The 26943-nt window shown below is 69.5% G+C and carries 18 protein-coding genes and 1 tRNA gene; 12 read left to right on the top strand and 7 right to left on the bottom strand.

What is annotated here, in order from left to right:
• Positions 1–7 precede the first annotated feature (7 nt).
• Positions 8–1984, top strand: coding sequence for a helix-turn-helix domain-containing protein (locus OG302_RS24195; protein WP_371528689.1), 1977 nt, complete (start codon positions 8–10; stop codon positions 1982–1984).
• On the opposite strand, the gene OG302_RS24190 is transcribed toward OG302_RS24195, so the two are convergent.
• On the bottom strand, positions 1957–3597 hold the full coding sequence (locus OG302_RS24190; RefSeq protein WP_371528688.1) for a DHA2 family efflux MFS transporter permease subunit: 1641 nt from the start codon (positions 3595–3597) through the stop codon (positions 1957–1959). The genes OG302_RS24195 and OG302_RS24190 overlap by 28 nt on opposite strands.
• A 77-nt stretch (positions 3598–3674) precedes the next feature.
• On the opposite strand from OG302_RS24190, the gene OG302_RS24185 reads away from it, so the two are divergent.
• The 3 genes from OG302_RS24185 to OG302_RS24175 all read left to right on the top strand — a co-directional run bounded on the left by OG302_RS24185 (position 3675) and on the right by OG302_RS24175 (position 6860).
• A complete protein-coding gene (locus tag OG302_RS24185; RefSeq protein WP_371528687.1) occupies positions 3675–4220 on the top strand; it encodes a MarR family winged helix-turn-helix transcriptional regulator in 546 nt (181 codons plus the stop codon).
• Positions 4221–4313: 93 nt separating this feature from the next.
• Positions 4314–6464 (top strand): pectinesterase family protein, encoded by a 2151-nt coding sequence (locus OG302_RS24180; RefSeq protein WP_371528686.1) that lies wholly within the window; start codon positions 4314–4316, stop codon positions 6462–6464.
• A gap of 323 nt (positions 6465–6787) precedes the next feature.
• Positions 6788–6860, top strand: a tRNA-Arg gene (locus OG302_RS24175).
• A 121-nt stretch (positions 6861–6981) separates the two neighbouring features.
• Here OG302_RS24175 and OG302_RS24170 read toward each other — a convergent pair.
• Entirely contained in the window at positions 6982–7425 is a 444-nt protein-coding gene (locus tag OG302_RS24170; RefSeq protein WP_371528685.1) for an ATP-binding protein, read from the bottom strand.
• A gap of 98 nt (positions 7426–7523) precedes the next feature.
• A complete protein-coding gene (locus tag OG302_RS24165; protein ID WP_371528684.1) occupies positions 7524–8264 on the bottom strand; it encodes a GntR family transcriptional regulator in 741 nt (246 codons plus the stop codon).
• An 81-nt stretch (positions 8265–8345) separates the two neighbouring features.
• Here OG302_RS24165 and OG302_RS24160 point away from each other — a divergent pair, with 81 nt between their 5' ends.
• Entirely contained in the window at positions 8346–9437 is a 1092-nt protein-coding gene (locus tag OG302_RS24160; protein WP_371528683.1) for a DUF1152 domain-containing protein, read from the top strand.
• 500 nt (positions 9438–9937) lie between these two features.
• On the opposite strand, the gene OG302_RS24155 is transcribed toward OG302_RS24160, so the two are convergent.
• Positions 9938–10903, bottom strand: coding sequence for a hypothetical protein (locus OG302_RS24155; RefSeq protein ID WP_371528682.1), 966 nt, complete (start codon positions 10901–10903; stop codon positions 9938–9940).
• A gap of 575 nt (positions 10904–11478) precedes the next feature.
• Between OG302_RS24155 and OG302_RS24150 the strand changes: the two genes are divergently transcribed.
• The 3 genes from OG302_RS24150 (at position 11479) to OG302_RS24140 (ending at position 14789) form a co-directional block, all read left to right on the top strand.
• Complete coding sequence (locus OG302_RS24150) at positions 11479–12501, top strand: hypothetical protein (RefSeq protein WP_371528681.1); 1023 nt, start codon at positions 11479–11481, stop codon at positions 12499–12501.
• 1272 nt (positions 12502–13773) lie between these two features.
• Positions 13774–14121 (top strand): transcriptional regulator, encoded by a 348-nt coding sequence (locus tag OG302_RS24145; protein WP_371528680.1) that lies wholly within the window; start codon positions 13774–13776, stop codon positions 14119–14121.
• The gene (locus OG302_RS24140) at positions 14118–14789 is read left to right on the top strand and encodes a nucleotidyl transferase AbiEii/AbiGii toxin family protein (protein WP_371528679.1); all 672 of its coding nucleotides are present in this window, start codon (positions 14118–14120) and stop codon (positions 14787–14789) included. Before OG302_RS24145 ends, OG302_RS24140 begins: the two co-directional genes overlap by 4 nt.
• 120 nt (positions 14790–14909) lie before the next feature.
• Here OG302_RS24140 and OG302_RS24135 read toward each other — a convergent pair whose 3' ends face one another.
• Positions 14910–16130 carry a hypothetical protein gene (locus OG302_RS24135; protein WP_371528678.1) on the bottom strand — a complete coding sequence of 407 codons (1221 nt, stop codon included), beginning with the start codon at positions 16128–16130 and terminating at the stop codon, positions 14910–14912.
• A gap of 548 nt (positions 16131–16678) precedes the next feature.
• On the opposite strand from OG302_RS24135, the gene OG302_RS24130 reads away from it, so the two are divergent.
• The 3 genes from OG302_RS24130 (at position 16679) to OG302_RS24120 (ending at position 20478) form a co-directional block, all read left to right on the top strand.
• A complete protein-coding gene (locus tag OG302_RS24130) occupies positions 16679–18730 on the top strand; it encodes a transglycosylase domain-containing protein (RefSeq protein WP_371528677.1) in 2052 nt (683 codons plus the stop codon).
• A gap of 101 nt (positions 18731–18831) precedes the next feature.
• Positions 18832–19500 (top strand): hypothetical protein, encoded by a 669-nt coding sequence (locus tag OG302_RS24125; RefSeq protein ID WP_371528676.1) that lies wholly within the window; start codon positions 18832–18834, stop codon positions 19498–19500.
• A gap of 69 nt (positions 19501–19569) precedes the next feature.
• Entirely contained in the window at positions 19570–20478 is a 909-nt protein-coding gene (locus tag OG302_RS24120) for a MerR family transcriptional regulator (protein ID WP_371528675.1), read from the top strand.
• Between the two features lie 10 nt (positions 20479–20488).
• Here the strand turns inward: OG302_RS24120 and OG302_RS24115 are convergent, their stop codons facing one another.
• Positions 20489–22351, bottom strand: a complete 1863-nt coding sequence (locus OG302_RS24115) for an MFS transporter (protein ID WP_371528674.1) — start codon at positions 22349–22351, stop codon at positions 20489–20491.
• Between the two features lie 279 nt (positions 22352–22630).
• Positions 22631–25753 carry a D-alanyl-D-alanine carboxypeptidase gene (locus tag OG302_RS24110; protein ID WP_371528673.1) on the bottom strand — a complete coding sequence of 1041 codons (3123 nt, stop codon included), beginning with the start codon at positions 25751–25753 and terminating at the stop codon, positions 22631–22633.
• Between the two features lie 144 nt (positions 25754–25897).
• On the opposite strand from OG302_RS24110, the gene OG302_RS24105 reads away from it, so the two are divergent.
• Complete coding sequence (locus tag OG302_RS24105) at positions 25898–26689, top strand: GPP34 family phosphoprotein (RefSeq protein WP_371528672.1); 792 nt, start codon at positions 25898–25900, stop codon at positions 26687–26689.
• The last annotated feature ends 254 nt before the right edge of the window (positions 26690–26943 follow it).

Here is a 26943-nt window from a genome sequence, read left to right as displayed (position 1 = left end):
CCGTCGCATGTCCAGCTCCACAGACGCGTCCGGCTCCGCGGACGCCGCCCACCGGGAGCAGGCCTGTACCGCCCTGCGTGAACTGCTCGGCCTGCTGGCCGACGACGCTCCGGCCGAGCGGTTCGCCGGTCCCGCCGCCGCGGCCCGCGCGGCCGGGGCGAGCGCCGCCGAGCTCTCCGAGATCGACGAGGCCACGCAGACCGCGCTGCGGGTGCGCCGCACCCTGAACCAGCACCAGCGCAGGGAGGCCGAGCTCACCGCCCTGTTCGACACGGCAGGCGACCTCGCGGCCCTGCGTGACCTGGACGCGGTGCTGCGCGCGATCGTGCACCGGGCCAAGCTGCTCCTGCGTACGGACGTCGCGTACCTCTCCCTGAACGACCCGGCGGCGGGCGACACGTACATGCGCGTGACGGACGGCTCGGTCTCCGCCGCGTTCCAGAACCTGCGGCTCGGCATGGGCGAGGGACTCGGCGGCCTCGTCGCCCAGACCGCCCGCCCCTATGCCACCGGGGATTACGAGGTGGACCCGCGTTTCCAGCACACCACCCCCATCGACAGCGCCGTCCTCGAGGAGGGCCTGCACGCCATCCTCGGTGTGCCGCTGCGGCAGGGCACGCACGTCATCGGGGTGCTGTTCGCCGCCGACCGCACGGCACGCGCCTTCACGCCGGACGAGGGCGCGCTGCTCTCCTCGCTCGCGGACCACGCGGCGATCGCCATCGACAGCGCGCGGCGCATGGAGGAGACGCGGGCCGCGCTCGTCGACCTGAACGCGGCCTCGCAGACCATCCGCGCGCACAGCGAGGCCCTGCGCCGGGCCGAGGACGCGCACGACCGGCTGACCGATCTCGTGCTGCGGGGCGGGGACTTCACCGAGGTCGCCACGGCCATCGGCGCGCTGCTGCGGGGCGGCACGCTGATCCATGACGCGGACGGCACGGAGCTGGCCCGGGTGGTGGACGCGGACGGCACGGAACTGGCAGGGGTGGTGGACGCGGGTGCCGCCGAGCCCCGTACGCCTCCGGCCGAGGCCGTCGCCGCCTCGCGGGCCAGCGGCCGGGCCGTCCCCTTCGACGGAACCTGGGTGTGCGCGGTCCTCGCGGGCCCCGAACTCCTCGGCAGCATCGCCCTCACCGACCGCGCCGACCTGGGCGAGGCCGACCGCCGCCTCTTCGAACGCGCCGGGGTCGTGACGGCACTGCTCCTGCTCCTCCGCCGCTCGGCCGCCGAGGCCGAGGACCGCGTACGCGGTGAACTCCTCGGCGACCTGCTCTCCCTCTCCGGCACCCCGGGCCGCCTCGCCTCGCGCGCCCGCCGCCTGGACGTCGATCTGGCCCTGCCCCACTCGGTGTTCGTCGCCCACAGCGACACGGCCGCACGCCGGCTGCTGCTCTCGTCGGCCGCGCGCGCGGCCCGCGTCCGCCACGGCCTGTCCGGCCTGCACCACGACCACGTGGTCCTGGTGCTCCCGGCCGACGACACCGGCTCCCGGGCCCGCGCGCTGGCCGCCGAGCTCACCCAGGCCGCCGGGGCTCCGGTCACGGTGGGCGCCGCGGGCCCCGCCACCGGACCCGAGGCGCTCGCCCAGGCCCACGCGGAAGCCCTGCGCTGCCTCTCCGCCCTGCGCGCGCTCGGCCACACCGGCCGGGGCGCGGACCTGCCCGACCTCGGCTTCCTCGGCGTACTGCTCGGCGACGACACGAACCTCGACTCCTACGTACGCCGCACGCTGGGCCCGGTGCTCGACTACGACACCAGACGCGGCACCGAACTCGTCCACACCCTGCGGGCCTACTTCGCCTGCGGAATGAGCCAGTCCAAGGCGAAGGACGCCCTCCACGTCCATGTGAACACCGTGGTCCAACGCCTGGACCGGATCGGCCACTTGCTCGGCCCCGACTGGCAGTCCCCGGAACGCTCCCTGGAGATCCAGCTGGCCCTGCGCCTGCACGCCTACACCGGGGCGACCGCGTCTCCCTGATTCTCCTGGTCCTCGGCGGCTTTCGCGTCGGCGGCGGTGGCGGCCGGGATCAGGAAGGTGGCGACGAGCCCGAGGACGACGAAGCCCGCGGCGACATAGCCGCCGAGCGCGACCCCGTCGGTCATCGCCGCGCGCGCCGCGTCGGCGACGGACGCGGTCTCCGGCCGGTCCGCGAGGGGTCCGATGGCGGCTCCCGCGCTGTCGGTGACGGCACCGGTGAGCCGGTCCGCCTGCCCCGCGGGCACTCCCGCGTCGCCGAGCCTGTCGCGCAGGTTGGTGCTGAGGGTGGTGAAGAAGACGGTGGTCAGGGCGGCGATCCCGAGCGCGGAACCGAGCTGGCGGAAGGCGCTCTGAATGCCGGAGCCCTGCCCCGCGCTCTCCTGCGGCACCTCGGCGAGGACCACGTTGGTGACCTGGGCGGTGGCGAACCCGACGCCGATCCCGTACACGAACAGCATCAGCGCGACGGCCCACCAGGAGCTGTCCGGAGCGGCGATCAGCCCGACGCCCGCAAGGCCGAGGACCTCCAGGGCCAGGCCGATGCGCACCTGCCCGAGCGCAGGAACCTTCGCGGCGAGCGGGAAGCTCGCACCCGTCGCGACGAAGCTGCCCACGGCGATGGGCACCAGGGCTAGCCCCGCCTCCAGGGCGCTGTAGCCGAGGGTGAACTGCAGCCACAGCGGGAGCACCGCGACGATGCCGAACTCTCCGAGGCCGATGATCAGGGTCGCGATGTTGCCGTTGCGGAAGGAGGGGATCGAGAACAGCCGTACGTCCATCAGAACGCGTGCGACGTGTGCGGGGTCGCCGCTCCTGCTGAGCGCGATCTGCCGCCGGACGAAGGCGTACAGCGTGACGGCGGAGAGCACGAGGGCGACGAGAACGGGCGAGGGACCGCTCGCCCAGCTGACCCCGAGAACGTCCAGCGGCTCGATGCTGACGATCCAGCCGTACGTACGCCCTTCGACGAGCCCGAAGGCGAGCAGCCCGAGTCCGGCCGCGGAGAGCACCGCACCGGCCACGTCCACCCGCCCCTTGGACCGCGGCGAGGGAGCCATGTACAGCAGCACGCCGGCGGCGACGAGGACGGACAGGGGCACATTGATGCCGAACGCCCAGCGCCACGAGACGTGTTCGGCCAGCCAGCCGCCGAGCAGCGGGCCGAGCGCGGCGGCGGCGCCGATGGTCGACCCCCAGATGGCGAAGGCCTGGCCGCGCGCCTTGCCGGTGAAGGTCGCGTTCAGCAGGGAGAGCGAGGTCGGCAGGATCATCGCCGCGCCCGCGCCCTGCAGGAAGCGGGCCAGGATCAGCAGCCCGCTGCCGGGCGCGAGCCCGGCGAGCACGCTGGTCGCGCCGAAGACGACGACGCCCGCGACGAAGACCCGGCGGGCCCCGAAGAGGTCCGCGAGGCGGCCGGTCAGCAGGAGCAGCGCGGCGAAGACGATCGCGTACGACTCCTGGATCCACTGGGCCTGCACGGAGGTGGCGTCCAGGTCCTCGATGACCGAGGGAACGATCACGTTGACGATCGTGGTGTCGACCACGATCAGGGCGACACCGAGGGCGATGGCGACGAGACCAAGCCATCGGCGGGCGGGGGACGGATCACGCATCTCAATACCTCCATGGTGAAGTAATTCCACGATGAAGGTAAATTGGGGCCGGTAAGTTGTCAAAGCACAGCCCGCCGATGACGGCGAGCACGACAGCCGGCAGAAGAGAGGGCGGCGCGGTGGCGACGGAGGAACCGACACCCGGCGAGGTGACGGCGCAGCGCGAGCGCCTGATGGACGGGCTCAGGGGCTACGGCGAGCGCTACAACGAGCTCAGCCGCCGCTTCGCCGTCTGGCTCGGCCTGCACTCCACGGATGCCGACGCCCTGCTGGAGATCGTCACCGCCGAGGACCGCGGCACCCCGCTCTCCCCGGCCCGCCTCAGCGAACGCATCCTGCTCTCCTCGGGCGCCACGACCGCGCTCCTGAACCGTCTCGAAGGCGCGGGCCACATCGTCCGGACCCGCGAGCACGCCGACCGCCGCGTCGTCACGCTGCACAGCCTGCCCGGCATCCGGGAACGCGCCGACGAGTTCTTCACGCCGCTCGCGGTCCGGATGGACGCGACGATGGCCCAGTACCCGCCCGAACTCCTGGAGTGTTTCGAGACGTTGCTCGCGGATCTGCGGGCGACGATGGACGCGGACCTCGCGGAGCGGGACCGGGCGGCCGGGCCGGGCTGACCCGGCGAGTCCGCGCGGCTCCGGCAACCAATCCGCCCGGTGGTGGCGACTGCCCTGCGCAACGCACACCACTAGGTCAGGGCGGATGAGGCAATGAGAGCGATCGAGCACGAGCAGCGTGAGCCGCACGAGCAGCGCGGACACAAGACCGCGCGGCATCGCAGGCGCCGGCTGAACCTGGCGGTCGGCATCCCGGTGGCCATGGCGGCAGCGGCGGGCCTTGCGTACGGCGGCGGCACGGTTTTCGGGGCCACGGCGGCTCCCGCGGCCTCGGCGGGAGCTGACGCAGCCGGCGCCGCCAACCCCGCCGATGTCGCTGATGCCGCCGATGTCGCCGACGGCTTCGCCTCCGTCAACGCCCTCGGCCAGAACGGGACTTACGGCGGACGCGACGGGAAGACGGTCACCGTCAAGACGCTCGCGGACCTGGAGAAGTACGCGACGGCCTCCGATCCGTACGTCATCGTGGTCGCCGCGACGATCACGATGAACCCCAAGGGCAAGGAGATCAAGGTCGCGTCGGACAAGACGATCGTGGGGTCCGGCACCGCGGGCCAGATCGTCGGGGGCGGCTTCTTCCTGGGCCAGGGCGTACACAACGTGATCATCCGGAACCTCACGATCCGGGACTCGTACGCGGGCACGTGGAACGACAAGGAGCACGACTTCGACGCCATACAGATGGACGGCGCGCACCACGTCTGGATCGACCACAACGACCTGCGGCACATGGCCGACGGCCTGATCGACAGCCGCAAGGACACGACCTACCTGACGGTGTCCTGGAACAAGCTGAGCGACAACAACAAGACCTTCGGCATCGGCTGGACCGAGAACACCACGGCCGACATCACGATCCACCACAACTGGTTCCGCGAGACCGAGCAGCGCAACCCGTCCACCGACAACGTGGCCCACGCGCACCTCTACAACAACTACCTCCAGGACGCCCCCGGCACGGACATCAAGTCGTCCTACGGCAACTACTCGCGCGGCAACACGAGGATGGTCCTGGAGAACAGCTACTTCGAGGGCTTCAACAACCCGGTCACGAAGGACAGTTCGGCCTCGGTCGTGCAGCGCGGCAACGTCTTCGTCGGGACGAGCGGGCGCAACGAGAGCGGCGGCACGGCGTTCGACCCGAAGAGCTTCTACGGCTACACGCTCGACAAGGCGGCGGACGTCCCGGCGAAGGTGAAGGCGGGGGCGGGCCCGCGCGCGAACGTCCGCGCGTCCACGGCGACTTCGGGTACTTCGGCGACTTCAGGGGCTTCGCGGACTTCGGCTGCCGCCACCCTCACCGTGGCGAAGGACGGCAGCGGCCAGTACAGGACGGTTCAGGCGGCGGTCGCCGCCGTACCCGCGAACAACCCGTCACGGGTCACCGTCGCCATCAAGCCGGGGACGTACCGCGAGACGGTCAAGATCCCGTCGAACAAGCCGCATGTCACCCTCCAGGGCACGGGCGGCAGCCGCAAGGACACGGTCATCGTGTACGCCAACGCGGCCGGTACGCCCAAGCCGGACGGTTCCGGCGCCTACGGCACCTCGGGCAGCGCGACCGTCGCCGCGGAGGCGGACGACTTCCAGGCCCGCAACCTGACGATCTCCAACGACTTCGACGAGAAGGCCAACCAGAATCTCGCCGGACACCAGGCGGTGGCGCTGCGCACGGCGGCCGACAAGGTGTTCCTCGACGGCGTGATCGTCGAGGGGGACCAGGACACCCTCCTCCTGGACACGGCGGCCAAGGACAAGCTCGGCCGTGCGTACGTCAGGAACTCGTACGTCGTGGGCAACACCGACTTCATCTTCGGCCGGGCGACGGCCGTGGTGGACCGCTCGGTGATCACCCTCAAGAAGCGCTGGGACGGCAGCTCGCAGGGCTACGTCACCGCGCCGAGCACCGCGCCCGACCGCAAGGGCTTCCTGATCACCGACAGCACGGTCAACGGCGACGTGTCCGCGCGCAGCTTCTACCTGGGCCGCAACTGGCACGCGGGCGGCGACGCGAGCCTCGACCCCCAGACGACGGTACGCAACTCCACCCTCGGCGCGGCGATCAGGACGACTCCGTGGACGGACATGGGCGGCTTCTCCTGGAAGGACGACCGTTTCGCCGAGTACAAGAACACGGGCGCGGGCTCGGGCCCCGCGAGCGGTGACCGCCCGCAGCTGACGGACGCGCAGGCGGCGGGCCAGGAGACCGCCGACTGGCTGGGCAACTGGACCCCGGCTCCCTGAGGGGGGGCGGAGGGCAGGCCGGAAGCCACCCGGGGACCCGGCTTCCGGCTTCCGGCTTCCCGCTTCCCGCTTCCCGCTTCCCGCTTCCCGCTTCCCGCTTCCGGCTTCCGGCTTCCGGCTTCCGGGTGAGACCTCCCCCACAGCACCCCTGACGAACTCCAGCCACCCACGCTCACCCCCTCGCACCCGGACGCAACCCCATCCCACCGCGTCCGCCCCATCCGCTAGTCTGTGGTGGGCCGCTCATAGCAGCAGCCCAGGACCTCGCACGGCGCGCACGGGAGCTCTCACCCAGAGCCCCCACCACGCACCACGCAAGGCCCGCCTTCGTAGCTCAGGGGATAGAGCACCGCTCTCCTAAAGCGGGTGTCGCAGGTTCGAATCCTGCCGGGGGCACAGCGCTAAGGGCCAGTTCAGAGGCTTGATCCTCTTGAGCTGGCCCTTTTGCATGATCGGGGCCGTGCCACGCCGTGCCGCAAGGGCCCCTAGGAGTCCGCCTTGCCCCGCGCCCTGGCTCTTAGGCAGGCTTGAACGCGCGGTGCATGAGGAACACAACAGCCGTCCCGCCATGCCGACTCGGCCCGCACCACCACTCATCGGCCAGCGCATCGACCAGGAGCAGGCCGCGCCCGTGGGCTTCCGTGGCCCGGGGCGAGCGGAGGCGGACATGGGCGGGACAGCCGGGGTTATGCACGTCCACGCGCAGCGTCTCGCCCAAGCGGTACCAGCGCACGCGTACCCGCCAGGGCTCGTCGGCCTCCCCGTAGAGGATGGCGTTGGTGACCAACTCCGAGACCATCAGCTCGCAGTCATCGATGGAGCAGCTGAGCTGATGCGGCTCGGTGAACTTCCGGAACCAGCGGCGAGCGCGTCCGACCGACTCCGGGAGGGGATGGAGGACCATCCCGCCGAGTGGTTGGAGTAGGGCGTCGTCGCCAGAGTCGCCGTTGGTGCGCGTCATTGCGCTTCCCCTTCCGATAAGTGGCTAAGGCCACTCACCGGATAGTGGCATTGGCCACTTCGGGCGGCAAGAGCTTCCGGGGAATCGCCGCCCACCACTCACCCCAACGGGTAACCCTGCTCGAACGCCCAGCGCCCCGGCGGATACACGGCCTCCGCGAACTCCAGTGGACGGTCCTGCAGGTCGTAGACGACATGGTGAACCACCAGTACCGCGGCGGGCGGTTCGAGCCCAAGCTCGTCGCCCTCCTCGCGGGTGGCCAGCCGGGCGCAGACACGATCCTCTCCGTAGCTGCCTCGCCGACCGGTGGTTTCCTCGACGTACAAGACCGTTCCCTCCCGGATCCGCTCGGGCTCCAGGAGCCGGGGCGCCCTGCGGCCCAGCTCGGCCGGGAACCAGGAGGTAGACGTCTCGACGGGCCCGTCTGCCGAGTTGGTCACCCGCCGCCGCTGAACAGCCCCGCGTTCCTTGCCCAGTTCGAGCGCCTCGGCCACGTGACCGGGCGCCTCGGCATACCCGGCCGACGCGATGACCGCGTACTCCCCAGGCCCGTAGATCCGCCCCGTCTGCCGCGCCCGCCCATAGCGCTCGCGAGCCCGCCGGTGCACTTGCTGATCCCGTACGTACGTCCCCGATCCCTGCCGCTTCTCGACAAGACCCTGATGCCGCAGCGCCTCCAGGGCGCGGGCACTGGTCGGCCGGGAGACATTCCAGTCGGCGGCCAGCTGCCGCTCGGACGGCACTTCCTCGCCTGGCCGCAGATCCCCACGCAGGATCTGATCGCGCAGGTACTGGGCGATCTGCAGGTACTTGGGCAAGGCCTCAGCGATCTCGGGCACGCGACATTCCCTTCACCGACTGGCTAATACCAGTGGCCACTATAGGTGCGCACGGAAAGGACGCACCTCTACCCTGTTCTCGTGAAACGGCTCATTGTGGCGGCCGGAGGCGGCGGCGACGCGGTGGCGGCGGTGATGCTGCACGCCGCCCTGTACGGCGACGATGACGAGCCGGCGCTGATCCTGACGTACTCCTGGGACCGCCTGATCATCGACCCGGTCCCGGGCCCGCGCTCCCCCGCCGACTTCACCGGCCTGCGCCAACTCACCCCCCACGTCTGGGCAGTCCCCGGCACCGCAACGCTGAAGCCGCCGCACGCGGCAACCCTCCCCCGCCTCGCGGCCGAACTCCCCCACACCTTCGCCCTGATCGACCCATACGCCGGGGCAACAGGCATCACCCGCCAGCTGTCGGAATTGATCACCCACTTCGCCCCGGAGACGATCGACCTCCTGGACGTGGGCGGCGACATCCTGGCCCACGGCGACGAACCCACCTTGCGCAGCCCGCTGGCCGATGCCCTGACCCTGGCCGCCTGCGCCCACACCGAGGCGCCGGTACGCCTCTTGGTGGCGGGCCCCGGCCTCGACGGCGAGCTCCCCGCAGACGTCCTCCGCCCGCGCCTCGGCCCCCTGCTCACGACCTTCACGCCGGAGCACGCCCAAGCCATCATCCCGATCCTCACCTGGCACCCCTCCGAAGCAACGGCCCTGCTCACCGCCACCGCGCTGGGCGCCCGAGGCTTGTGCGAGATCCGCGACGCCGGACTCCCGGTCCCACTCACCGCCGAGGGCCCCACCGTCCACGAGGTCGACGGGGCGACGGCGTTCGCCGCCAACCGCCTGGCCCAAGCCATCACGGCAACGACCACGCTCGACGAAGCAGAGGAACACTGCCGCACGGTCTGCGGCACCTCAGAGATCAACTACGAACGAGCGAAGGCACGGGGACTGACCCAGCACCAGCGAGTCCCTGCCGTCCCGCACGACCTCCTGACCCAGATCAAGGCCTTCGAGCGGGAAGCCGCCACACGAGGAACCACATACACAACAATCCGCCGCCTCGCAGAGGCCCTGGGACTCACCACCGAAGCCCTCCCGCACCTCACCCAGCTCAACACCACGCGCACCGGCCACCTCCCGGCATCTGTGTGGAAGCTTCACCACAGGTGAGTTGCAGGATGCGCAGGGCAGGACCCCCACGGGCCTGCCCTGCGCGAAGCCCGGCACCCGGGGGCACCGCTCTAACGGGGCTTGGAAGGCCGACAGGGAGAACCATTCGCTGCTTGCGCCTACCAGTGAAAGGCCGGCACGGCGATCACCGCCGATCTGAGAGATTGAACTTTCCCTACACCCATCAAGGCGGCTCGCTCCGCTCCCCGCGCGCGGCCCGGCTCCCCGGGCCGCCGCTCCTGTCTCCGCCCCGCTCCGGCCCGGTCCACCCGGCCGCGCGACAAGAGCTGGCCGCCGACCGAACTCAGAGAATCGGTACATCGCGGCTGGGGCGGTCGGCTCCACGGCTTTACGCAGCCACGTTGGGGCGAGCCTCTAAGATCATGGCCCCAACGTCGTGCTTTAACGGGCAGGTCCACAGACTGTCCGACTCGCCGGAAGCTTAAGGGGCCATGATCACTCGCCCCAAAGCAGCTCCAGCCCAAAGCCGCTCCGCCGACCTACGAATCAGTCGCGCGGCTAGCTTCCAGCTTCTTGAAACCGTGTCTTTCGGAGACCTCTGGCGCGGTGAGAAGAATTGGCAGAGGAATGGTTCGGTCTGACCCGGCGACTTCAAATGAGAGGTTCAGTGTATAACCGTCGGCTTTCGCTACGTTCTCCGGAATTTCTCCATCACTCGAAGTCCAGATCAGTACATCAAATGCCGTCGGACCGTTTGCGATAGCGCCGTCGGCGCGCCATTGAACGCCCGAGTCTCCGGATGAAAGCCGCAGGTCACTTTGAATACCCTTAGTGAATGCGCGGTACATGGTTGTGCCGTTATGGGTTTCCAGTGATCCATGCATTCCGTGGGCGGGGAAGAAGCATGAAGAATTCATACCCTGCTCGATGTACAGCATTGCCGATGCGTGAGCAGTCCACCTCTTTTTCTCCTTGGCCAATACCTCAGAGATGGTCAGTCGCGCGTCAAGCACGGAGAGGTCCGGCAGGGTTGCTGCAGGCACCAGGAGGCGTAGCAGCTCGTGCCTGGTGGCGCTGCGTGTCCGAGTGCCATCGCGAATTGGCACCTCTCGTTCTACTGCCCCTCCGGATGGAACTGTAATTACATATGGCGAGCGATCGGTTTGAAATAGAAGGGAGGTGACGGCACCTGAATCTCCAATGGGGACTACCAGATCCGTCATCTCGGGCGCCACTAGTCCGTCAAACCTTTTGCTCATTTGCGCCCACCATTGCGCCGAGTCTTGCCGTTCCGGGTTGGTGAGGGTGTGCGCCTTTTCGTCCACTCCGATGATCCAGATGATCTCTTCGCCGCGAGCGCCATTTGCATGCCCGGCCAATTGTCTAACTTTGGCCACCTCGGGCCAAGTTGCCTTAAACTCAATGAGGGAGTCCTCGCTGGTTCGGCCGCTTAGTACGTGCTCGACTGCCCTAATGGTGATTAACTCAAGCTGCTGGCGCCTCATGCTGGTGAGCGTAGTGTGCAGGGCTGATCCGTGCCTGAGGTTTCCTGGCCTCTCGCGCTTATCAATGCTGAGTAGCGGAGGGTCTACCTGTCGGGGGACAGCTCAAGTCCCCTCCACTTCGGCGGCCGTGTTGGGGGTCGGAGCCGTCCTGAAGGCGGGGCACGCTTCCGTCTCAGTCTCCGTCTCATTCAGCGCCGTTCACGGCCGTTCAGGCAGGACGGAAGCCGGTAGCAGCTCTCACGGCCGGTCGTCCATGAACGCAGGTGAACGGCCCCGTTCAGAGTCATCGGGGCCACCACCACAGTTGGAAAGCGTGTTGATGGCTGTTGGGCATTACGGAACAACAGAGACGTACAGCAACCACAGCAGTCTCCTGGGCCGTCACCGAACCGCGACCGGGAGCCGGGCAACAGATGCCCCCTGGCAAGGGGCGCGTCGAGCTGCATTCGACTGCCGGGGGCACAGCCTGACCTGGACGAACGGGGCGTATACCCAGTTTGGGAGCTTAGGGCGTGATGCCCATGAGCGGGATCAAAACTGATGGACACGAAGTCACTCCCAACAAAGGAGACATCATGTCCACCACTACAGTTCTGCCCTTCCCCCCAGCCGAGCAGGAGTGCCCCGCCTGGTGCGCCCGCGATGCACACGCGGAGGCAGTCGGGAGCCACGTCAGCATCCCGGTGCGTCTGACCGCCCCTGCAGAAATGAGTCCGAGCCTCGAACCACCCTTGCTGTCCGTGCAGATCGGCCTCGGACACGATGAGGAAGCGCGCGGCGAGCAGCCCCGTCTATGGCTCTCGGCCGTCGACGGTACGGCTGAACTGGACTCCGCTGCCCTGGGAGAGCTCATCGCCGGCGTGGAGAAATTCGCCCTGCGGCTCCGAGGGCTGCGGCACCGGTTCGAGGCTGTCATCCTCGGCGGTGCCGCCGAAGCCGTCGACCTCTACCCGGCCGCCACTCATCCACTTGAACTCGTCGCCCCCTGCCCGCCCTGGTGCCAGTACCGGGACCAGGAGGAGCACAGCGTGACCGGGCTTCTGGCCGATCAGTTCCACGCAACGGAGGAGACCAGCATGGAATTGGCGCTGCATCCGGTGGTCCACAGTAAGTACGGGCAAGAGGCAGAGACGCTCGATCTCGTCATGGAGCACATGCCGCATGATCCGCGTCCTCTGATCGACCTCACCATCGGCACCACCCAGAAGCGGCACCACGTGGAGATGACCTTCGATGAAGCCGACCGACTGCGGTCCTGCCTCAACGAGTTCATCGCGCAGGGACGCGAGTACGCCCGCCCGGAAGCCGTCGCATCTCTGCAAGAACTGGTCGGCTACTGCGGCGTGCGGATCGTGGAGCACCGGAACAACGTGAAGGGCTTCTTCGGTCACGCCGTCGGCGATACGCGGCAAGGCGGGCCGGTCTGGGTGACCGTCCCCAAGGGAGCCGCCGGCCCATATCTGGAAGACCGGGTGAAGCATCTGCTGGCAGACATCCACGAGACACAAGAGGAACTGACCGCCACCGACGGTGCCGAGGTCCGACAGGCGGGCGCGCCGCCTGGCACCTCATGGCTGAGGGGGCAGGCGGCGGCGTGAGCCATTGAGTCAGCCGCCATGGAGGCCAGGGCGTCGTATGCCATGAACCCAGATACGGCGCCCTGGTTCACGTCTGCTTACTCGCGCGCCCCTCGCGCTAGGCGCCGCCGCTCTCACGGGACGTAGTTCAGTCGCCCCTATGCGAGACCCCAACAGTCGCTGAGATCAGCAACCGGTGACCATCCCCATCCCGTACAGATCCAGTCCGAATCCTGCCGGGGGCACCAGTCAGAAGGCCCCGGGCCGATCTTGGTCCGGGGCCTTTGACATCCGCAGTCGACATCAGCGTGCGTGATCACTGAGCGCACAAAAAGAGACGTGCCCACCCCCGACCTCTACGGGGAACGCCCTGAACATCCTCGCCAAGCAGACCCTTACGGCGAGGCCACGATCAATCCCTTTCCCAGCCCCTGCCGGAGCGAGGCTCACGCTCGGTACCGTGGACGCTATCGCCCTCGACGATGGGAATGACGTTGCAGGTCGCCTCGGCCACGCAGGCAGTAACCGCATTCTCCCCCGTGGTAATTGCCCTGCTCACGGGCCTTTTCGCCGCTCGGGCAAGTCGCCGATCAAGCTCAGACAAGATCATGGTTCGCCTGACTGCAGAAATCGCAGCAGTGGAGTCTGTCGCGGAGGGCACAACCGCCAAGTCGGTCCTCACGTCCCAAGTGGACGCGACAGCGCAGAGGTACAGCGAGATGCGTCAGCGCGAAGACTCCTTCAAGCGGGATGCCGTTGGGGTGGGCTTGGGGGTCGTTCTCAGTCTCGGCGGCATCGGCCTAGGCACGTGGGCCGCCCTCCACGGCGGCGCTTACCTGTGGTGGTGGGCACTTGCTGTCCCCGCGATCATCCTTGGTGTACCGGGCTTCTTCCACGAAGTGACGGGCGGGGACAGCAAGAAGGCGTCCACCGACGGGACCTCATCGCCGGGGCCAGGACCAGCTACCAGTTGACATCAGCGGCTGCAGATGGCTGAGAAATTGGGCGTCCAGGCAAGGCCATGACGGCCACCGTGCAGGCAGCCCAAACAAACGTCTGAAGCGGATGTTGACGCTGCGGTCCCTGGCGTCGGTCCCAGCACGGGCTCCCGATCATCGCTGAGATCAACAACCAGCGGCCCCTCCCTTCCCTGTGCGAGCCGCTCCATACGCGCCAGGCTCGACCAGAGCATGGAACGTGCGCAGGTCCCCAGGGCTGATCGCCGAGAAAGCTTCTCGCTCGGATGTCGGAGCATTTCTCATCCCCGCCTCCCCCTCAGGCGATAATCGGGGCATGGCCTCACCGCCCAGCCTCTCCGAGCTCCGCCGAGCCAAGTTTGCCCGGCGGCTGCCTGCCGAGCTCGCGGCACTTGCCGGGCCCGCCCACGGGACCGTGAGCCTGCCGCTACACCTGGCCTGGTCCGGGCTGACCGAGTTCGACCTCGACCAGCCGCGCCTGCGCATGAGCTGCTATCGCATCGTCCTGGCCGAAGGCCTCCACGACGACCTCATCCGGTACCTCGACCAGGACCTGCTCGTCAGCCTGTGGCCAACCCTGCGCACACTGATCAGCCGGGACCTCCGGGACGTCTGGGAAACCGCCTTCCCCGAGCTGGCCCCGCGCACCCGGGCTGTTGCGTGAACCTGACCGAACTGCACCGTCGCCTCCTCGCCGACGTACTGGCCGTAGGCACCCCCTATCCCCTCGCACTCACCGGTGGCTACGCCGTCCAGGCCCACGGCCTGGTCGACCGCCTCAGCCAGGATCTCGACGTCGCCACCGAGAATCCCGAAGGGATGGAGAAGATCGCAGCCACCGTGCGCGCCGGGCTGGAGGAACGCGGCTGGCGGGTGAGGACATTGGAGACCGACCCCCTCTCCGCACGGCTGATCGTCACCGATCCGCACAGCGGCGAGGAGTGCGAGGTCGATGTCCTTAAGGAAGCCCTCTGGCGTCCGCCCGTTCAGACCGAGTACGGGCTTGTCCTCTCCCTCGAAGACGTCGTCGGCACCAAGGTCCGCGCGCTGTCCGACCGCGGTCTCGCCCGTGACCTCATCGACGTCCGGGCAGCCGCAGACCGCTGGAGTCCTCCCGAACTCGAAGAACTCGGGCGCCGCCACGCCCGTGACACCTTTGATCTCACGGATCTCCAGGCACGCCTCGCCGGAGCGGACTGGATCGACGACACAGAATTCGCTGCCTACGGCCTCAGCGAGCAGGCGATCACCGGGCTGCGCCGATGGGCGCAGGAGTGGGCCGACGACATCGCCGAGCGGCTCCTGGAACTGGAAGCCCCGCACGACGAATGACTCGACTTGGGGTTCGACTTGGGGGTTTCTTGCAATCCACTGTTCTGGACAGTCCAGAGCTGGTGACCGGACGTCTCCTGTGACGTGCGGGCCCGAGCCCGGCAGCGGGCTCGGTCGTGCTCAAGGACTGGAGTCCTCGCTCGGGCTCTGGTCGGTTTCGGTTTCGGTTTCGGGCTCGTCCGCTGCGTACGGGTGGACGTAGCGGTCCTTGTTGAAGGGCTTGAACCAGTTGGCGATGCCCATGGGTGTGATGCCGAGGGCCTCGCCCACCTCGCTCTCGTCGATGCCGTCCATCGAGTCGTCGTAGAGCCACTCGTGGTCCATGTCCTCGTACACGAGGGCCGCGAAGCATTCCAGTGCCGAAGAGACGCCCTCGTCCAGGAGGCCGAACGTGTCGAGCGTGACCTCGGCCTCGTGCAGCAGCAGCCTGAGCGCCAGCTCTTCGGCCACGCAGCTCAGCTGCAGGAAACTTCCCTCCGTCAGCCGCGTGGTCAGCGCGATCGCCGTCACCAGGAATCGCCGGGCGAAACGCGCGTCGTACTGCAGGGCGTAGCGCGGGGGCAGCTCGTCCAGGAGCCACATGGGGCCGTCGCATTCGGCGACGTTCGTTCCCTCCCTGTCCAGCGCGTGCGCGTCCTGGAACAGCTCGTCCAGGAGCACGTCGGTGCCCCAGATCAGTGCCCCGGCGGCAAGCTCGGCGTCCTCGGTCGAGGTGGTAGAGACAGTAGAGGTGACCGAGTCCTGATCGGTGGCCTCGCCCCCACCGTCCTCGCCCTCCTCGCCGTCCACGCCCTCCTCGGCGTCGAGCACTCCGAACATCCCCGCGTCGAAAGCCGCCAGCCTCGGGGCCAGGGTTCGGATCTTGGCGCGGATCGCGTCGGTTTCCGCCGCCGTCCCGGTCGCGTCCGTGGATGCCGCTCCCGCGGCCAGCCCCATCAGTCGCGCTCGGCGGGACTCGACGTCATCCGGTGGCGCGTCCGGGCCGTCGGCCGCGTCCAGGCTCTCCTTCGCCAGGTCCGGATGAAGCTCCACCTGGCATCGCTCGACGGTCCAGTCCGAGAGCAGTTCCGTGCGTTCTAGCAGTTCCTCCACCAGTTCGCGTACGGACTCCTCGGCGAACTCCAGCGCCGGGGCGTCCACAAAGACCTTCAGGAGCGCCCCCCCGGGGTACACGCCCACAAATGTGTCGAGGAGTTTGATCTCCATGCCGTCAGGGCCCGCGATCTCCTCGACGGACTCGAAGCCGTCCTCGAGGAGAGCGCCGGCGCCGAACCGCTGCAGCTCATCCATCTCCGCGGTTCCGCCGGCTATCCGGGTGTCCACACTCACTGCGTACGTCACACGACACAGCCTCGCAGGCCAGCCCGCTGATCGCGCCCGCAATGCAGACTTCCCGACGACTTCGCGATGACTTCGCGACCGCATCCCCTTCATCCGGTCGCAGCGGGACCCCATCAAAGTCCACGTACTCCTGAAGGCCCCCAGGCAGACCTCACACATTCAACCTGTGTCGATTGCCCTCCCCCGGGAACACGGGAGAGGAAGTGGTGGCTTCGGGGTGTGGATGCTGGTGTTGGTTCAGGCCCGTCGCCGCTCCATGACTCCCATGATGGTCGGCACACTCCCGCGTCGCCGTCCCTCATGGTTGAGGCGGGCCGGCCGTGGCCAAGGGGAGCCGCCGCGGCCGGGCCCCGCCAGCAATCCAGCAACCGAAGCCGCAACCGCAGCCGCCGCCGCTGCCGCAACCCCAGCCGCAGCCGCTTGGCCGCACTGTTACCGCCCCCTAACACCCTCCCCGCTGTTACGTCCCCCTAATACCTCCCCGGCCAACCCCCCGCCCCGCCACCCCCCTCTCCCCAACCATGGGGACACACACTCAGGGAAAGCCGGTGCGCGCGCCCAAGAACCCCCGCGCCCGCAAGCCACGACGGCGACGCGCTCGCCTCGTCGACTACCCCCGGCACGGCAGACGCGGGCTCCGGCGGTGGCTTCCCTCCTGGCGGCAGGGGCTCGGAGGGATCGCGTTCCTCGTCGGCTCCCTCTGCTGCCTCTTCGCCTTCGTGTACGCCTCCGTCGACATCCCCGACGAGAACGCCGCCGCCCGCCGCGAGGCCAACGTCTACTACTGGGCCGACGGCACCCAGATGGTGAGCACCGGTGAGGTGAACCGGCAGAACGTGCGGCTCTCGGAGATTCCCGACGCCGTCGAGAACGCCGTCATCGCCGCCGAGAACGACACCTTCTACAGCGACTCCGGCGTCTCGCCCAAGGGCCTGGTCCGCGCCGCCGTCAACATGGTCCGCGGCCAGGAGACCCAGGGCGGTTCCACCATCACCCAGCAGTACGTGAAGAACACCTACCTCTCGCAGGACCAGACGGTCACCCGGAAGGTCAAGGAGTTCGTCATCGCGCTGAAGGTGGACCGGAAGAAGAGCAAGCAGGAAATCCTCCAGGGGTACCTCAACACCAGTTGGTTCGGGCGTGGCGCCTACGGAATCGAGGCCGCCGCCCACGCCTACTACGGCATCCCCGCCCGGCAGTTGAACCCCAGCCAAGGCGCCGCCCTCGCCGCCCTGCTCAAGGGCGCCGAGCAGTACGACCCCTCGGTGAGCGCGGTCAACCACCACCGCTCCGAAGCCCGTTGGCAGTGGATCCTCGACCGGCAGGTCAAGGCAGGGCTCATGAAGCCCGAGGTCCGCGAGAAGTTCACCACCTACCCCGAACCCCACAAGGAGTCCCGGACCACCAGCCTCGGCGGGCAGACCGGCTACCTCGTCGACGTCGCGAACAAGTACATCAAGCAGCACACCTCCCTCACCGACAAGGACCTCGCCCGCGGCGGCTACAAGATCCACACCACCTTCGACAAGGGCAAGGTCCAGCGGCTGAAGGGCGCGGTCGAGCGCGTCCTCGACCGCGACATCGACCCGAAGAAGCGCGCCGCCGACAAGGGCGTGCAGGTCGGCGCCGCCTCCGTGCGTCCGTCCGACGGCGCCATCGTCGCCCTGTACGGAGGCGCCGATGCCACCCGGCACTTCACCAACAACGCAGACACCTCCGGCGTCCCCGTCGGATCCGCCTTCAAGCCCTTCGTCCTCGCCTCCGCCCTGGAGAACGGCATCCGAACATCGGGCGGGAAGTCGGGTGGGAAACAGGCGAGTGGGAAGGGTGGGGCTTCCGTTGAGCCTTCCGTTGGGCGCGACGCACCGTGGCAGGCCGTCTCCACCGGGAGCTTCTACGACGACAACGGCTTCCTGCAGGGATCGGGCGTGCCCACCCCCGGCGGCAGCAGCAGCGACATCACCAGCACCGCCGGCCGCGCCACCGCCGGGCCCGACAGCACTCACCCCACCCTGCGCCAAGCCCTGGCGAAAGGCGGCAACGCCACCTACGTACGCCTCGGCAAGGACGTCGGGTGGGAGCGGGTGCGGCGCACCGCCGTCGCCTCCGGGCTGCTCGAAGACAGCATGGCCCGCCTGGAGCGGACCTTTCCCGTCGGTACGTCGACCCCCAGCGCGATCCGCATGGCCGGCGCCTACGGCACCTTCGCCAACCGTGGCCTGCAGCACGACCCGTACTCGGTGACCAAGGTCGCCAAGGACGACGAGACCGTCGAAGCCGAAGGGCTCACGCGTCCCGGCGCCCGCCGCGCGCTGGACCCCGATGTCGCCGACGAGGCCGCCACCGCGATGCGGGGCGTCGGCACCTCGTCCGTCCACCGCCCGGTCGTCGCCGGGCGCACCGGCGACCAGGACCGCCTCCGCTCGGCCTGGTTCACCGCCACCACCGAGGAGTTGTCGACCGCCGTGACGATGTTCCGGACCAGCCCGGACAAGCCTCAGCTCCTGCCCATGTCGGGTGTGGGCGGGGCCAGTTCACAGCACGGGAACGTCTTTCCCGTCCGGATCTGGCGCGACTACGTGAAGGGTCAAGAGTCATGAGCCGTGGTGAGTCGCGCGCGATGGCGGGTCAAGCACCGTAATCAGCCGACTCGGTGGGGGGCGGGCTTTCCCCGTCCCCCACCGGCTGCCATCGTTCCGGCATGTATCCCTATGGGCCACCGCCCGGCCCGCCTCCCCGCATCGACTCGGGGCAACTGCGGCCCCGGCGGCGGTGGTTCGTCATCGCGGGTGTGATGGCGGCGGTCTGTGTGGGCATCGGCATCGTGAGCTTCGTGCTGACGCTGAGCTCGACGATCGACTCCGTCGACGACGACAGGGCGTTCCCGAGCGGGCGGTCCGTCACGCTGCGGTTCGGGCCCGATGACGACGCCGCCATCTACGTACGCAGCCCCTTCGTCGCCCGTGCGCACTGCAAGGTGGTCTCCGGTCCTGCCGGGTCCGCGCCCCGGGTGACCGTCCCCGACGCCACCTTCACCGTGACCAAGGGCAGCGCCGAGTGGGAGCGGGCGTTCGTACTGAAGGCGGACACGGACGCGGACTACCGCGTGCGGTGCGACGACGCGGGCGGCGTCCTCACCTTCGCGCCCGGCGACGACGCCGACCTCGCGTCCTTCGTCGGCGGCATCGTCGTGACCGTCGTCGTGCCGCTCCTCGGACTCCTCGCGGGCTCCGGCATCGCGATCATCGTCGGGGTACGGCGCGGCAGGCACCGCCGGTGGCTGGAGGCCCAGGCGTACTACGGCCACCGGGACGCACCTCCCGGAACGGACGGCGGCAGCGGCAGCGGCAGCGGCAGCGGCAGCGGTTGACCTTGCCCCTGGGGCAGAGCCCATCGTCCCCGTGCCGGGCCAAGGGGCCCGGTGACGGAGGATGCCCCCATGGACGTACACCCGCAGACAGGCGAACCGCTGCTCACCATCGGTGAGTTCGCCGCCCGCGCCCGGCTCTCGCCCAAGGCACTGCGCCTGTACGACCGACTCGGGCTGCTCACCCCCGCGTACGTCGACGCCTCCACCGGCTACCGCCACTACAGCGCGGCGCAGGTGGAACACGCCCGCACCGTCGTCCTGCTGCGCCGCCTCGGCATGCCGCTCGCGGACATCACCGCGACGGTACAGCTCGACGGCGAGGAGGCGGGGCGGGCGGTCGCCGCCTACTGGGCGGACGTCGAGGAGCGGCACGCGGAGCGGCGCACGCTCGTGGGGTACCTCCGTGGACGACTGTCCGGAAGAGGTTCTGGGATGACTGACATGTCTGAGGTGCCTGAGTTGTACGGGAACGAATTCGAGGTCACTACCGTCGACGTGCCGGAGCAGTACGTCATCTGTGAGAGCAGGCATCTGCTCTCCGAGGAGCTGCCCGTCTGGATCGCCGCGTCGACGCGGCGCCTGGAGGAGGCGGCCGAGCGCGAGTGTGGCGGCATCGCGGCCCCGGCGTTCGTGGTCTACCACGCCGAGGTCACCCAGGACAGCGACGGGCCCGCGGAGGCGTGCGTCCCGGTCAGGGACGCGGCGGCGGCACGGGCCTGGGCGCTGAAGGCGGGCCGGCAGCACGGCTCGAACTCCCGCGTGGAACCCGCCCACCGGATCGCCTGCACCCGCATCACCAAGGCCCAGGTCTCCTATCCGCAGATCCTCGGCGCGTTCGAGGCCGTGGAGGCATGGGTGGCCCGGGAAGGCCTGCGGGTCACGGGACCGTGCCGCGAGATCTACTTCGTGGAGTGGGACACGGCCGGTCCCGAGGACCCGGTGTGCGACGTGGCGTTCCCGGTGGCCCCGCGCCAGTGAGCCGGCCCGGCTAGCGCGCGCTCTCGCGCAGTTCCTCGGGGCAGGCGGTGCCGCGCGGCAGCTGGTAGGGCGCGCCCAGGCGGTAGACGCCGGGGCCGGGGGCGATGAGTTCGGTCCACTTGTCGCCCTCGGCGTCCTCCGCGGCCTCCATCAGGCAGCCGTTGAGGTTGTCGAACTCCTTGGGGCGGTCCTCGTCGTCCTCGCGCTGCCGCTTGGACGCGTCGGTCTCGCGCGGGCGCTCGACGCCCTTGCCGTCGGCGTCGACGAGGCTGAGCCACGGCGAGTACGGGATCCGGATCAGGATGCGGCCCGCCTTCTTCACCTCGATCGTCATTCCGCCTGCCTCGGCACGGTCGACGACGGCGGGCGGATCGGCGAGCGGGGTCGGGTCGGTGACCTCGTACAGCTGCCAGTTGGAGTCCACCCACACCTGCTTCAGATACGGCAGGCCCCGCTCCAGCAGCGCGGCCTCGCGCTTGCCGCCGTCGCCGTCGGGCTCGCCCGTGGGCAGCACGATGTAGTGCACGGCCCAGCGCTGGAGCCACTCGTGGTAGTTCGCGGAGTTGAGGGTGTCGTCGTAGAAGAGGGGGTTGCGCTCCATGTCCGCCTGCCGGTTCCAGCCGCGGGCGAGGTTCACGTACGGCGAGAGCGCGGAGGCCTCGCGGTGGCTGCGCGCGGGCACCACCTCGACGCGGCCCTTCTCGGCGCCGACCTCCTGCAGTTCGTTGACGAGCGGCGCCAGCTCACGCGTCCAGGAGGCCTGGGGCGTCGTGTGGATTATGTCGTCGACCGCCTTGAACCCGACCCAGCCGGTGAAGCCGACGAGGGCCAGGACGATCGCATACCACTTGCGGGACTTCGGCACCGCGAACGGCAGCGCGGCCAGCAGCGCGACACCCGCGAAGGACATCGCGAGACGGGAGATGTTGGAGCCGATCTGCGAGCTGATCAGCCAGACGCCGAGCACGAAGGCCGCGTACACGGCGGTGGTGATCCGCACGGTCTTCCACTGCTTCGGCACGAGGAAGAAGACGAGGCCGGAGCAGATCAGGGGCAGCGACGCCGACCCGAACGACATCGGCTGCGTGCCGGAGAACGGGAACAGCCACGCGGAGATGCCCACGACGGCGGCGGGCGCGAGCCCGAGCGCGTACGCACCGGGATAGCGCTTGCTGAGGAACAGCGTGACGGCGACCATGCCCACGAAGAGGCCGGCGACCGGGCTGCCCATGGTCGCGAGCGCGGCGAACGGCGCGGCGACCAGCGCCTTCGCCCACCGCTTGTAGCGCCAGCGGTAGGGCCAGCAGAAGACGGCTGCGACGGCCATGAGCGCGAACATCTGGCCGAGCCCGTACGTCACGCGGCCGGACACCGCGTTGCAGAACAGCGCGAAGACACCCGCGAACGCGGGCCACAGGGGCTGCTTCACGGCGCGGCTGCGGACCAGGATCATCGTGAGCAGGGCGGCGGAGACCGTCCCGGCGATCATCATCGTGGTCCGGACACCGAGCACCGACATCAGATACGGCGAGACGACGCTGTACGACACCGGGTGCATCCCGCCGTACCAGGCGAGGTTGTACGCGGAGTCGGGGTGCCGTCCGACGAACTCGGCCCACGCGTCCTGCGCGGCGAGGTCACCGCCGCTGTTGGCGAAGGTGAAGAACCAGACGACGTGCAGGACCGCAGCGGCGGCGGTCGTGATGGTCACGGGGTTGCGCAGGAACCGGTTCCACTTGGAGTCCGGTGCGGGTGCCGCGGGCTCGGCGCCGCGCTGGGCGGGCAGCCGTATTCGCGCCCCGGTGCGGGTGCCGCCACCGGTGCCGGGCTCAGGATCGGCGTCGTCGGCTCGCGTCGGCTCCGCTGTGGCCACTTGCGGCACTCCCCGTGTCGTTCTGTCCGTCCGGGTGCCGCGCCAGGGGGGTCCGTCCCGGAACACCCCGTCGCTCAGCCCCGGCATACTGCTCTCCCCGAACTTGTGACGCTAGCACGCACGGCACCCCCCGAGGGGGGCGGCCGGACAGGGGGCACGGGCGGCGGCTTGCGCCTCCGCCCGTGCCCCCGCATCCCGTGCGCGTCCTGCTGTGCGCTCGCTGCGCGTTGTGCTCTGCGTTGCGCTGCGCGTTGTGTTGCGTGTTCCGCCGTGCGTGCCTCAGCCGACGCGCTTGAGCTTGGCTCCGAAGCCCGGCTCCGCGAGGTCCTTCTGGAGCGCGACGGGCACCTCGACGGCGCCGTCCTTGCCGTCACCGACGCTCAGCACACCCACTTCGGTGCCGGCCTTCGCCGTGTGCGGGACCGAGCCACCGGCCTTGTCGCCGAGCTTCAGCTTCACCGTCAGGCCCGACCAGCCCGCCGCGGCGACGTCCTTGGTGGCGACGACCGGGGTCGTGCCGCCCAGACCGTCGTCGACCTCGCCGACGACGTCACCCTTCTTCACGATCTTCTTGGAGGTGAGCGCACCCTGGCCCGCCTCGATGAGCTTCTTGGTGACCCCGGTGACCTCGTCGATGTTGGCCGTGCCGTTCTGCCCGTACTGGCCGAGGGCGGCACCGATGATCGTGCGGGTCTCGCCGCCGACCTTCTTCTCCGCGGCGAAGAGGATGTTGCCGCCCGCCGCGGTGGTCGTGCCGGTCTTGATGCCGATGGCGACCGTCGGGACGAGCCCGAAGAAGTTGTTCTGCTTGTCGCCGTTGAGGTCCTTGTAGCTGGGCTGGCGGGAGATCTCGTTGAAGACCGGGTCCTCCATCGCGGCCCGGCCCAGCTTCACCAGGTCCGATGCGGTGGAGACGGTCGTCTTGTCGAGGCCGCTCGGGTCCGTGTAGTGGGTGTTCTTCATGCCGAGTTCCTTGGCGGTCTTGTTCATCTTCGCGACGAACTCGTCCTCGGAATCGCTCTTGGTGTCCCAGCGGGCGAGCAGTTTGGCGACGTTGTTCGCGGACGGCAGCATGACCGCCTGCAGCGCCTCGTACTCGGAGATCTTCTGGCCCTCGGTCACCTTGACGACCGACTCGTTCTCCGCCTTGCCCGTCTCGTAGTGCTTCTGCGCTGCGGCGTCGACCGGGATGTCCGGGCCGTTGTCGCCGCCCTTCTTCAGGGGGTGGTCACGCAGGACGAGGTAGACCGTCATGACCTTGGCGATGCTCGCGATCGGCACGGGCTTCTGGCTGCCGGACGAGCCGAACGTCCCGATGCCGTTGACGTCCATCGCGGCCTGGCCCTGGCTCGGCCACGGAAGGGACGGCTTGTCGCCCTCGAAGGTGACGGTCTCCTTCGCGGTGAGCGTGAGGGTGGGGGTCGGGAGCGGACGCACTGCCTGTACGACCGCAAAGACGACCACCATGAGCAGCACCAGCGGCGTCCAGATCTTCACCCTCCGCACGGCGGTGCGGACCGGGGTCTCCGGCGGCGGCGGGGTGTTGGTCAGCTCGGCGAGGAGGTCGAGCGGGGGCCTGGGCGGAAGAGGCTGCTGGGTGGTGCGCTCGGGCCCTACGTTGGCGGCCTTCTCGGACGTGGACGCCTTTTCTGGCGTGGGCGCCTTGGCTCCGGGGGCCGGCGCGGCCGGGGGCGTCGTGCCGCTCGGCGAGGAGTGGTCCAGCGGCTTGAGCGCGACGAACTTGCTGGTGCGCTCGGCGTCCCCTTCGGACTTTGCAGCGGGCTTTGCTTCGGGCTTTGCGTCAGCCTTGTTCTCGGCCTTGTCCTCAGCCTTGCCCTTGGCTCTGTCCTCGGGCTTCTTGGCCCCGGGCTTGTGGTCGCCCAGCTTGAGCATGGTGGTCGGCTGGTCGACGGCTTTCGGGGGCAACGCCTTGAAGACGGCGGTGGCCTGGTCGACTCCGGCGGAGGGGGGCTCGGGGGTTTTGTCCGAGGCCTTGCCGTCGGTGCCGGCGTCGCTGCCGGAATCGTCGGAGTCAGAGTCGGAGTCGGTGTCGGAATCGTCGGAGTCGGAGTCGGTCTCGGCCTTGGTGCCGTCAGCGGCGTCAGCAGGCTCGGAGCTGTCGGAGCCCTCCGAGGCGGCCTCGTCACGGGACGGCTTGGCGTCGGTGTCACGGGAGCCACGCACGTCATCCGTGACAGCCGCACTCGCGGCCTTGTCACCGTCGCGGGCATCGCCCGCGGCAGCCGAAGAACTGGCTGCACCCGCGGACTCGCCGGTCTCCCGGGAGCCATCCGCGGCACCCGTCGAACCAGCCGCGTCCGCAGGCTCGTCGCCGTCACGGGAGTCACCTGCGACAGCCGTCGAACTGCCCGCGCCCGCGGCCTTGTCACCGTCACGGGAATCGCCCGCGCCCGCAGATTCGTCAGCGTCACGGGAGTCGCTTGCGGCAGCCGTCACAGCCGAAGAGCCGGCGGCGGCATCGGCGCTACGAGAGCCAGCCGCGGCACCCGAGGAACCCGCCGCGCCTTCGGCCTCGCCGGCGTCACGGGAGTCGCCCGCGACACCGTCGACGCTACGAGAGCCACCCGCACCGCCCGAGGAACCAGCCGCACCCGCAGCCTCGTCGCCGTCGCGGAAGTTGCCCCCGGCAGCCCCAGCACCGTCCGCGCCCGCGGACTCGTCAGCGTCACGGGAATCGCCCGCGCCGGCCCCAGACCCGGCCTCGCCCGCAGCAGCGTCGGCGCTACGGGAGCCCTCCGCCTCCTCGGCGTCACGGGAATCGCCCGCATCAGTCGTCGCAGCCGTCGCAGCCGAAGAACCGCCCGTACCCGCCGCCTCGCCGGGCTTGGCGTCCTCGGGCTCGGCGTCAGCCGGGGTCTCGTCCGCCGGGGTGCTGCCCTGCGCAGAAGCGGCGGAAGGTTCCGCCTCCCGGGAGTTCTTCCCGTCATCCGAGGTCGCGTCCTCCCCAGGAGCCGCTCCCTCGCCCTCCGCTGCGGCCTCCGAGGACTCGCTGGCCTCGTCGTCCGCCGAGGCCACCCACGCCGCCACGGCGGCCCGCAGCCGCGCGTCGCCCTTCTCGCCGCTCTCGGAACCCTGCGTGCCCTCAGCACTCCCGGAACCCGCGGCCCCGGCCGCCTTCGACTCCGTCACCGCCTTCGTCGAGAAGACCGCCGTCGCCTGGTCCTCCCGCGCCGCGGGGACCTCGCGGGCCACCGCAAGGCGCGGGTCGCGTTCCTCCGGCGCCGGTGCCGGCACGGACGGTTCTGCCCCAGTCGGGTTCCCCGACGACTTCCGCTGCTTCGACCTGTCGGGGGTCTCGCCCGCCACCGATGCCTCCTCGTACGCCATGCCGCTCGCGTTGCCGTTGCGCCAAAACACGGCCGGACCCGCTGTCCGAACCATGTACCAGTGTCCTGTGTGGGGGCTTAACCCCCGTGGTAGACGAGAACGACATACCTACTGGTTCCCGTACTTACCGGTCACGCACTCTCGACAGACCAATGTGAGAGGGGTCACCCTGTCATTCATCCACGCGGGGAGGCATGGATGGGCAGGAGCCGCAGAACAATTCCGGAGGAGCTTCTGCTGCTCGCTTTGGACCCGGCCACGGGTACCACAGCGCAGCCGCAGTCGCTCGACCTCGGTCTGGCCGGAGCACAGCTAGTGGAGCTGGCGCTGGCCGGACGGATAGCCCCAGACGGGGATCGTATCGCCGTGGTGATGCCACGGCCGACCGGAGATCCGACTCTGGACTCCGCACTGGAACTGCTGCGCAGGCGCGGCAGCCCGGTTCGGGCAGTCCACTGGATTGGCGGGCCCCGACTGGGGCTGCGCCAGATCTACCTCGCGCACCTGGAGCGGTGCGGCATGGTGCATGCCGTATCGGGCCAGATGTGCGGAGTACTGCCGACGACTCGCTACCAGGCGACGGACACGGCAATCAGCCGGGACATCAGGTCCCGACTGGACAGTGCGATCCGCACCGGCGTACCACCGGACCCGCGGACCGCGGCGCTCGCCGCGCTCGCTCACGCAGTGGGACTCGGCAAGCACCTCTACCCCGGCAACGAGGGGCGCTCATCGCGCTCCCGTCTCCGGGACCTGATCAGGCACGACCCGATGGGCGGCCTCGTGGCGCACGCCGTGATGGACGTCCAGAACGGTGTGGCCGCTCAGCCACGCCGCAGCCCGGCCCCAGCGGGACCGGGCGGGCCGGGCGGACCAGCCGTACCAAGTGGACCAGGCGGTGGCCGACAGCCGGCCAGGACCGTGCCGGAACCCGGTGGGGTTCCGATGCAGCCGCGCCGCGGATCCATGGCACGCGCCGTGGCCCACTGAGTCCGGTCAGGGACAGCTGCAAGGACTCACCAAAGCACCCGCAGTACCCGCAGCATCGGCAACAGCAACGCCGCACCGCAGTCCCCCAGACCCGGTTCGGGAGCCGCTGGGCCGCGCGGGGCACTGGCACCGGGACGTCCGGACGACGACACCGGTACCTCCGCCCCGCGCGGCCGCACGCCGTGGCACCGCGCGACCGGGCCGCACCCCTCACACCGTTCCTCATGTCCACCTTCACTCGCATCGGACTGCGC

This window comes from Streptomyces sp. NBC_01283 (assembly GCF_041435335.1).
In the GTDB taxonomy this organism is placed as follows: Bacteria; Actinomycetota; Actinomycetes; order Streptomycetales; family Streptomycetaceae; genus Streptomyces.
The sequence above is the reverse complement of the archived record's forward strand: the minus strand, read 5'-3'. Positions and strand labels throughout refer to the sequence as shown.

What these genes read in the sequence shown, in the direction of transcription:
- OG302_RS24190 (WP_371528688.1), bottom strand. Translation starts at nt 3,597, where the DNA reads ATGCGTGATCCGTCCCCCGCCCGCCGATGGCTTGGTCTCGTCGCCATC.
- OG302_RS24125 (WP_371528676.1), top strand. Translation starts at nt 18,832, where the DNA reads ATGTATCCCTATGGGCCACCGCCCGGCCCGCCTCCCCGCATCGACTCG.
- OG302_RS24150 (WP_371528681.1), top strand. Translation starts at nt 11,479, where the DNA reads ATGTCCACCACTACAGTTCTGCCCTTCCCCCCAGCCGAGCAGGAGTGC.
- OG302_RS24145 (WP_371528680.1), top strand. Translation starts at nt 13,774, where the DNA reads ATGGCCTCACCGCCCAGCCTCTCCGAGCTCCGCCGAGCCAAGTTTGCC.
- OG302_RS24120 (WP_371528675.1), top strand. Translation starts at nt 19,570, where the DNA reads ATGGACGTACACCCGCAGACAGGCGAACCGCTGCTCACCATCGGTGAG.
- OG302_RS24185 (WP_371528687.1), top strand. Translation starts at nt 3,675, where the DNA reads ATGACGGCGAGCACGACAGCCGGCAGAAGAGAGGGCGGCGCGGTGGCG.
- OG302_RS24195 (WP_371528689.1), top strand. Translation starts at nt 8, where the DNA reads ATGTCCAGCTCCACAGACGCGTCCGGCTCCGCGGACGCCGCCCACCGG.
- OG302_RS24180 (WP_371528686.1), top strand. Translation starts at nt 4,314, where the DNA reads ATGAGAGCGATCGAGCACGAGCAGCGTGAGCCGCACGAGCAGCGCGGA.
- OG302_RS24170 (WP_371528685.1), bottom strand. Translation starts at nt 7,425, where the DNA reads ATGACGCGCACCAACGGCGACTCTGGCGACGACGCCCTACTCCAACCA.
- OG302_RS24105 (WP_371528672.1), top strand. Translation starts at nt 25,898, where the DNA reads ATGGGCAGGAGCCGCAGAACAATTCCGGAGGAGCTTCTGCTGCTCGCT.
- OG302_RS24155 (WP_371528682.1), bottom strand. Translation starts at nt 10,903, where the DNA reads ATGAGGCGCCAGCAGCTTGAGTTAATCACCATTAGGGCAGTCGAGCAC.
- OG302_RS24110 (WP_371528673.1), bottom strand. Translation starts at nt 25,753, where the DNA reads ATGGTTCGGACAGCGGGTCCGGCCGTGTTTTGGCGCAACGGCAACGCG.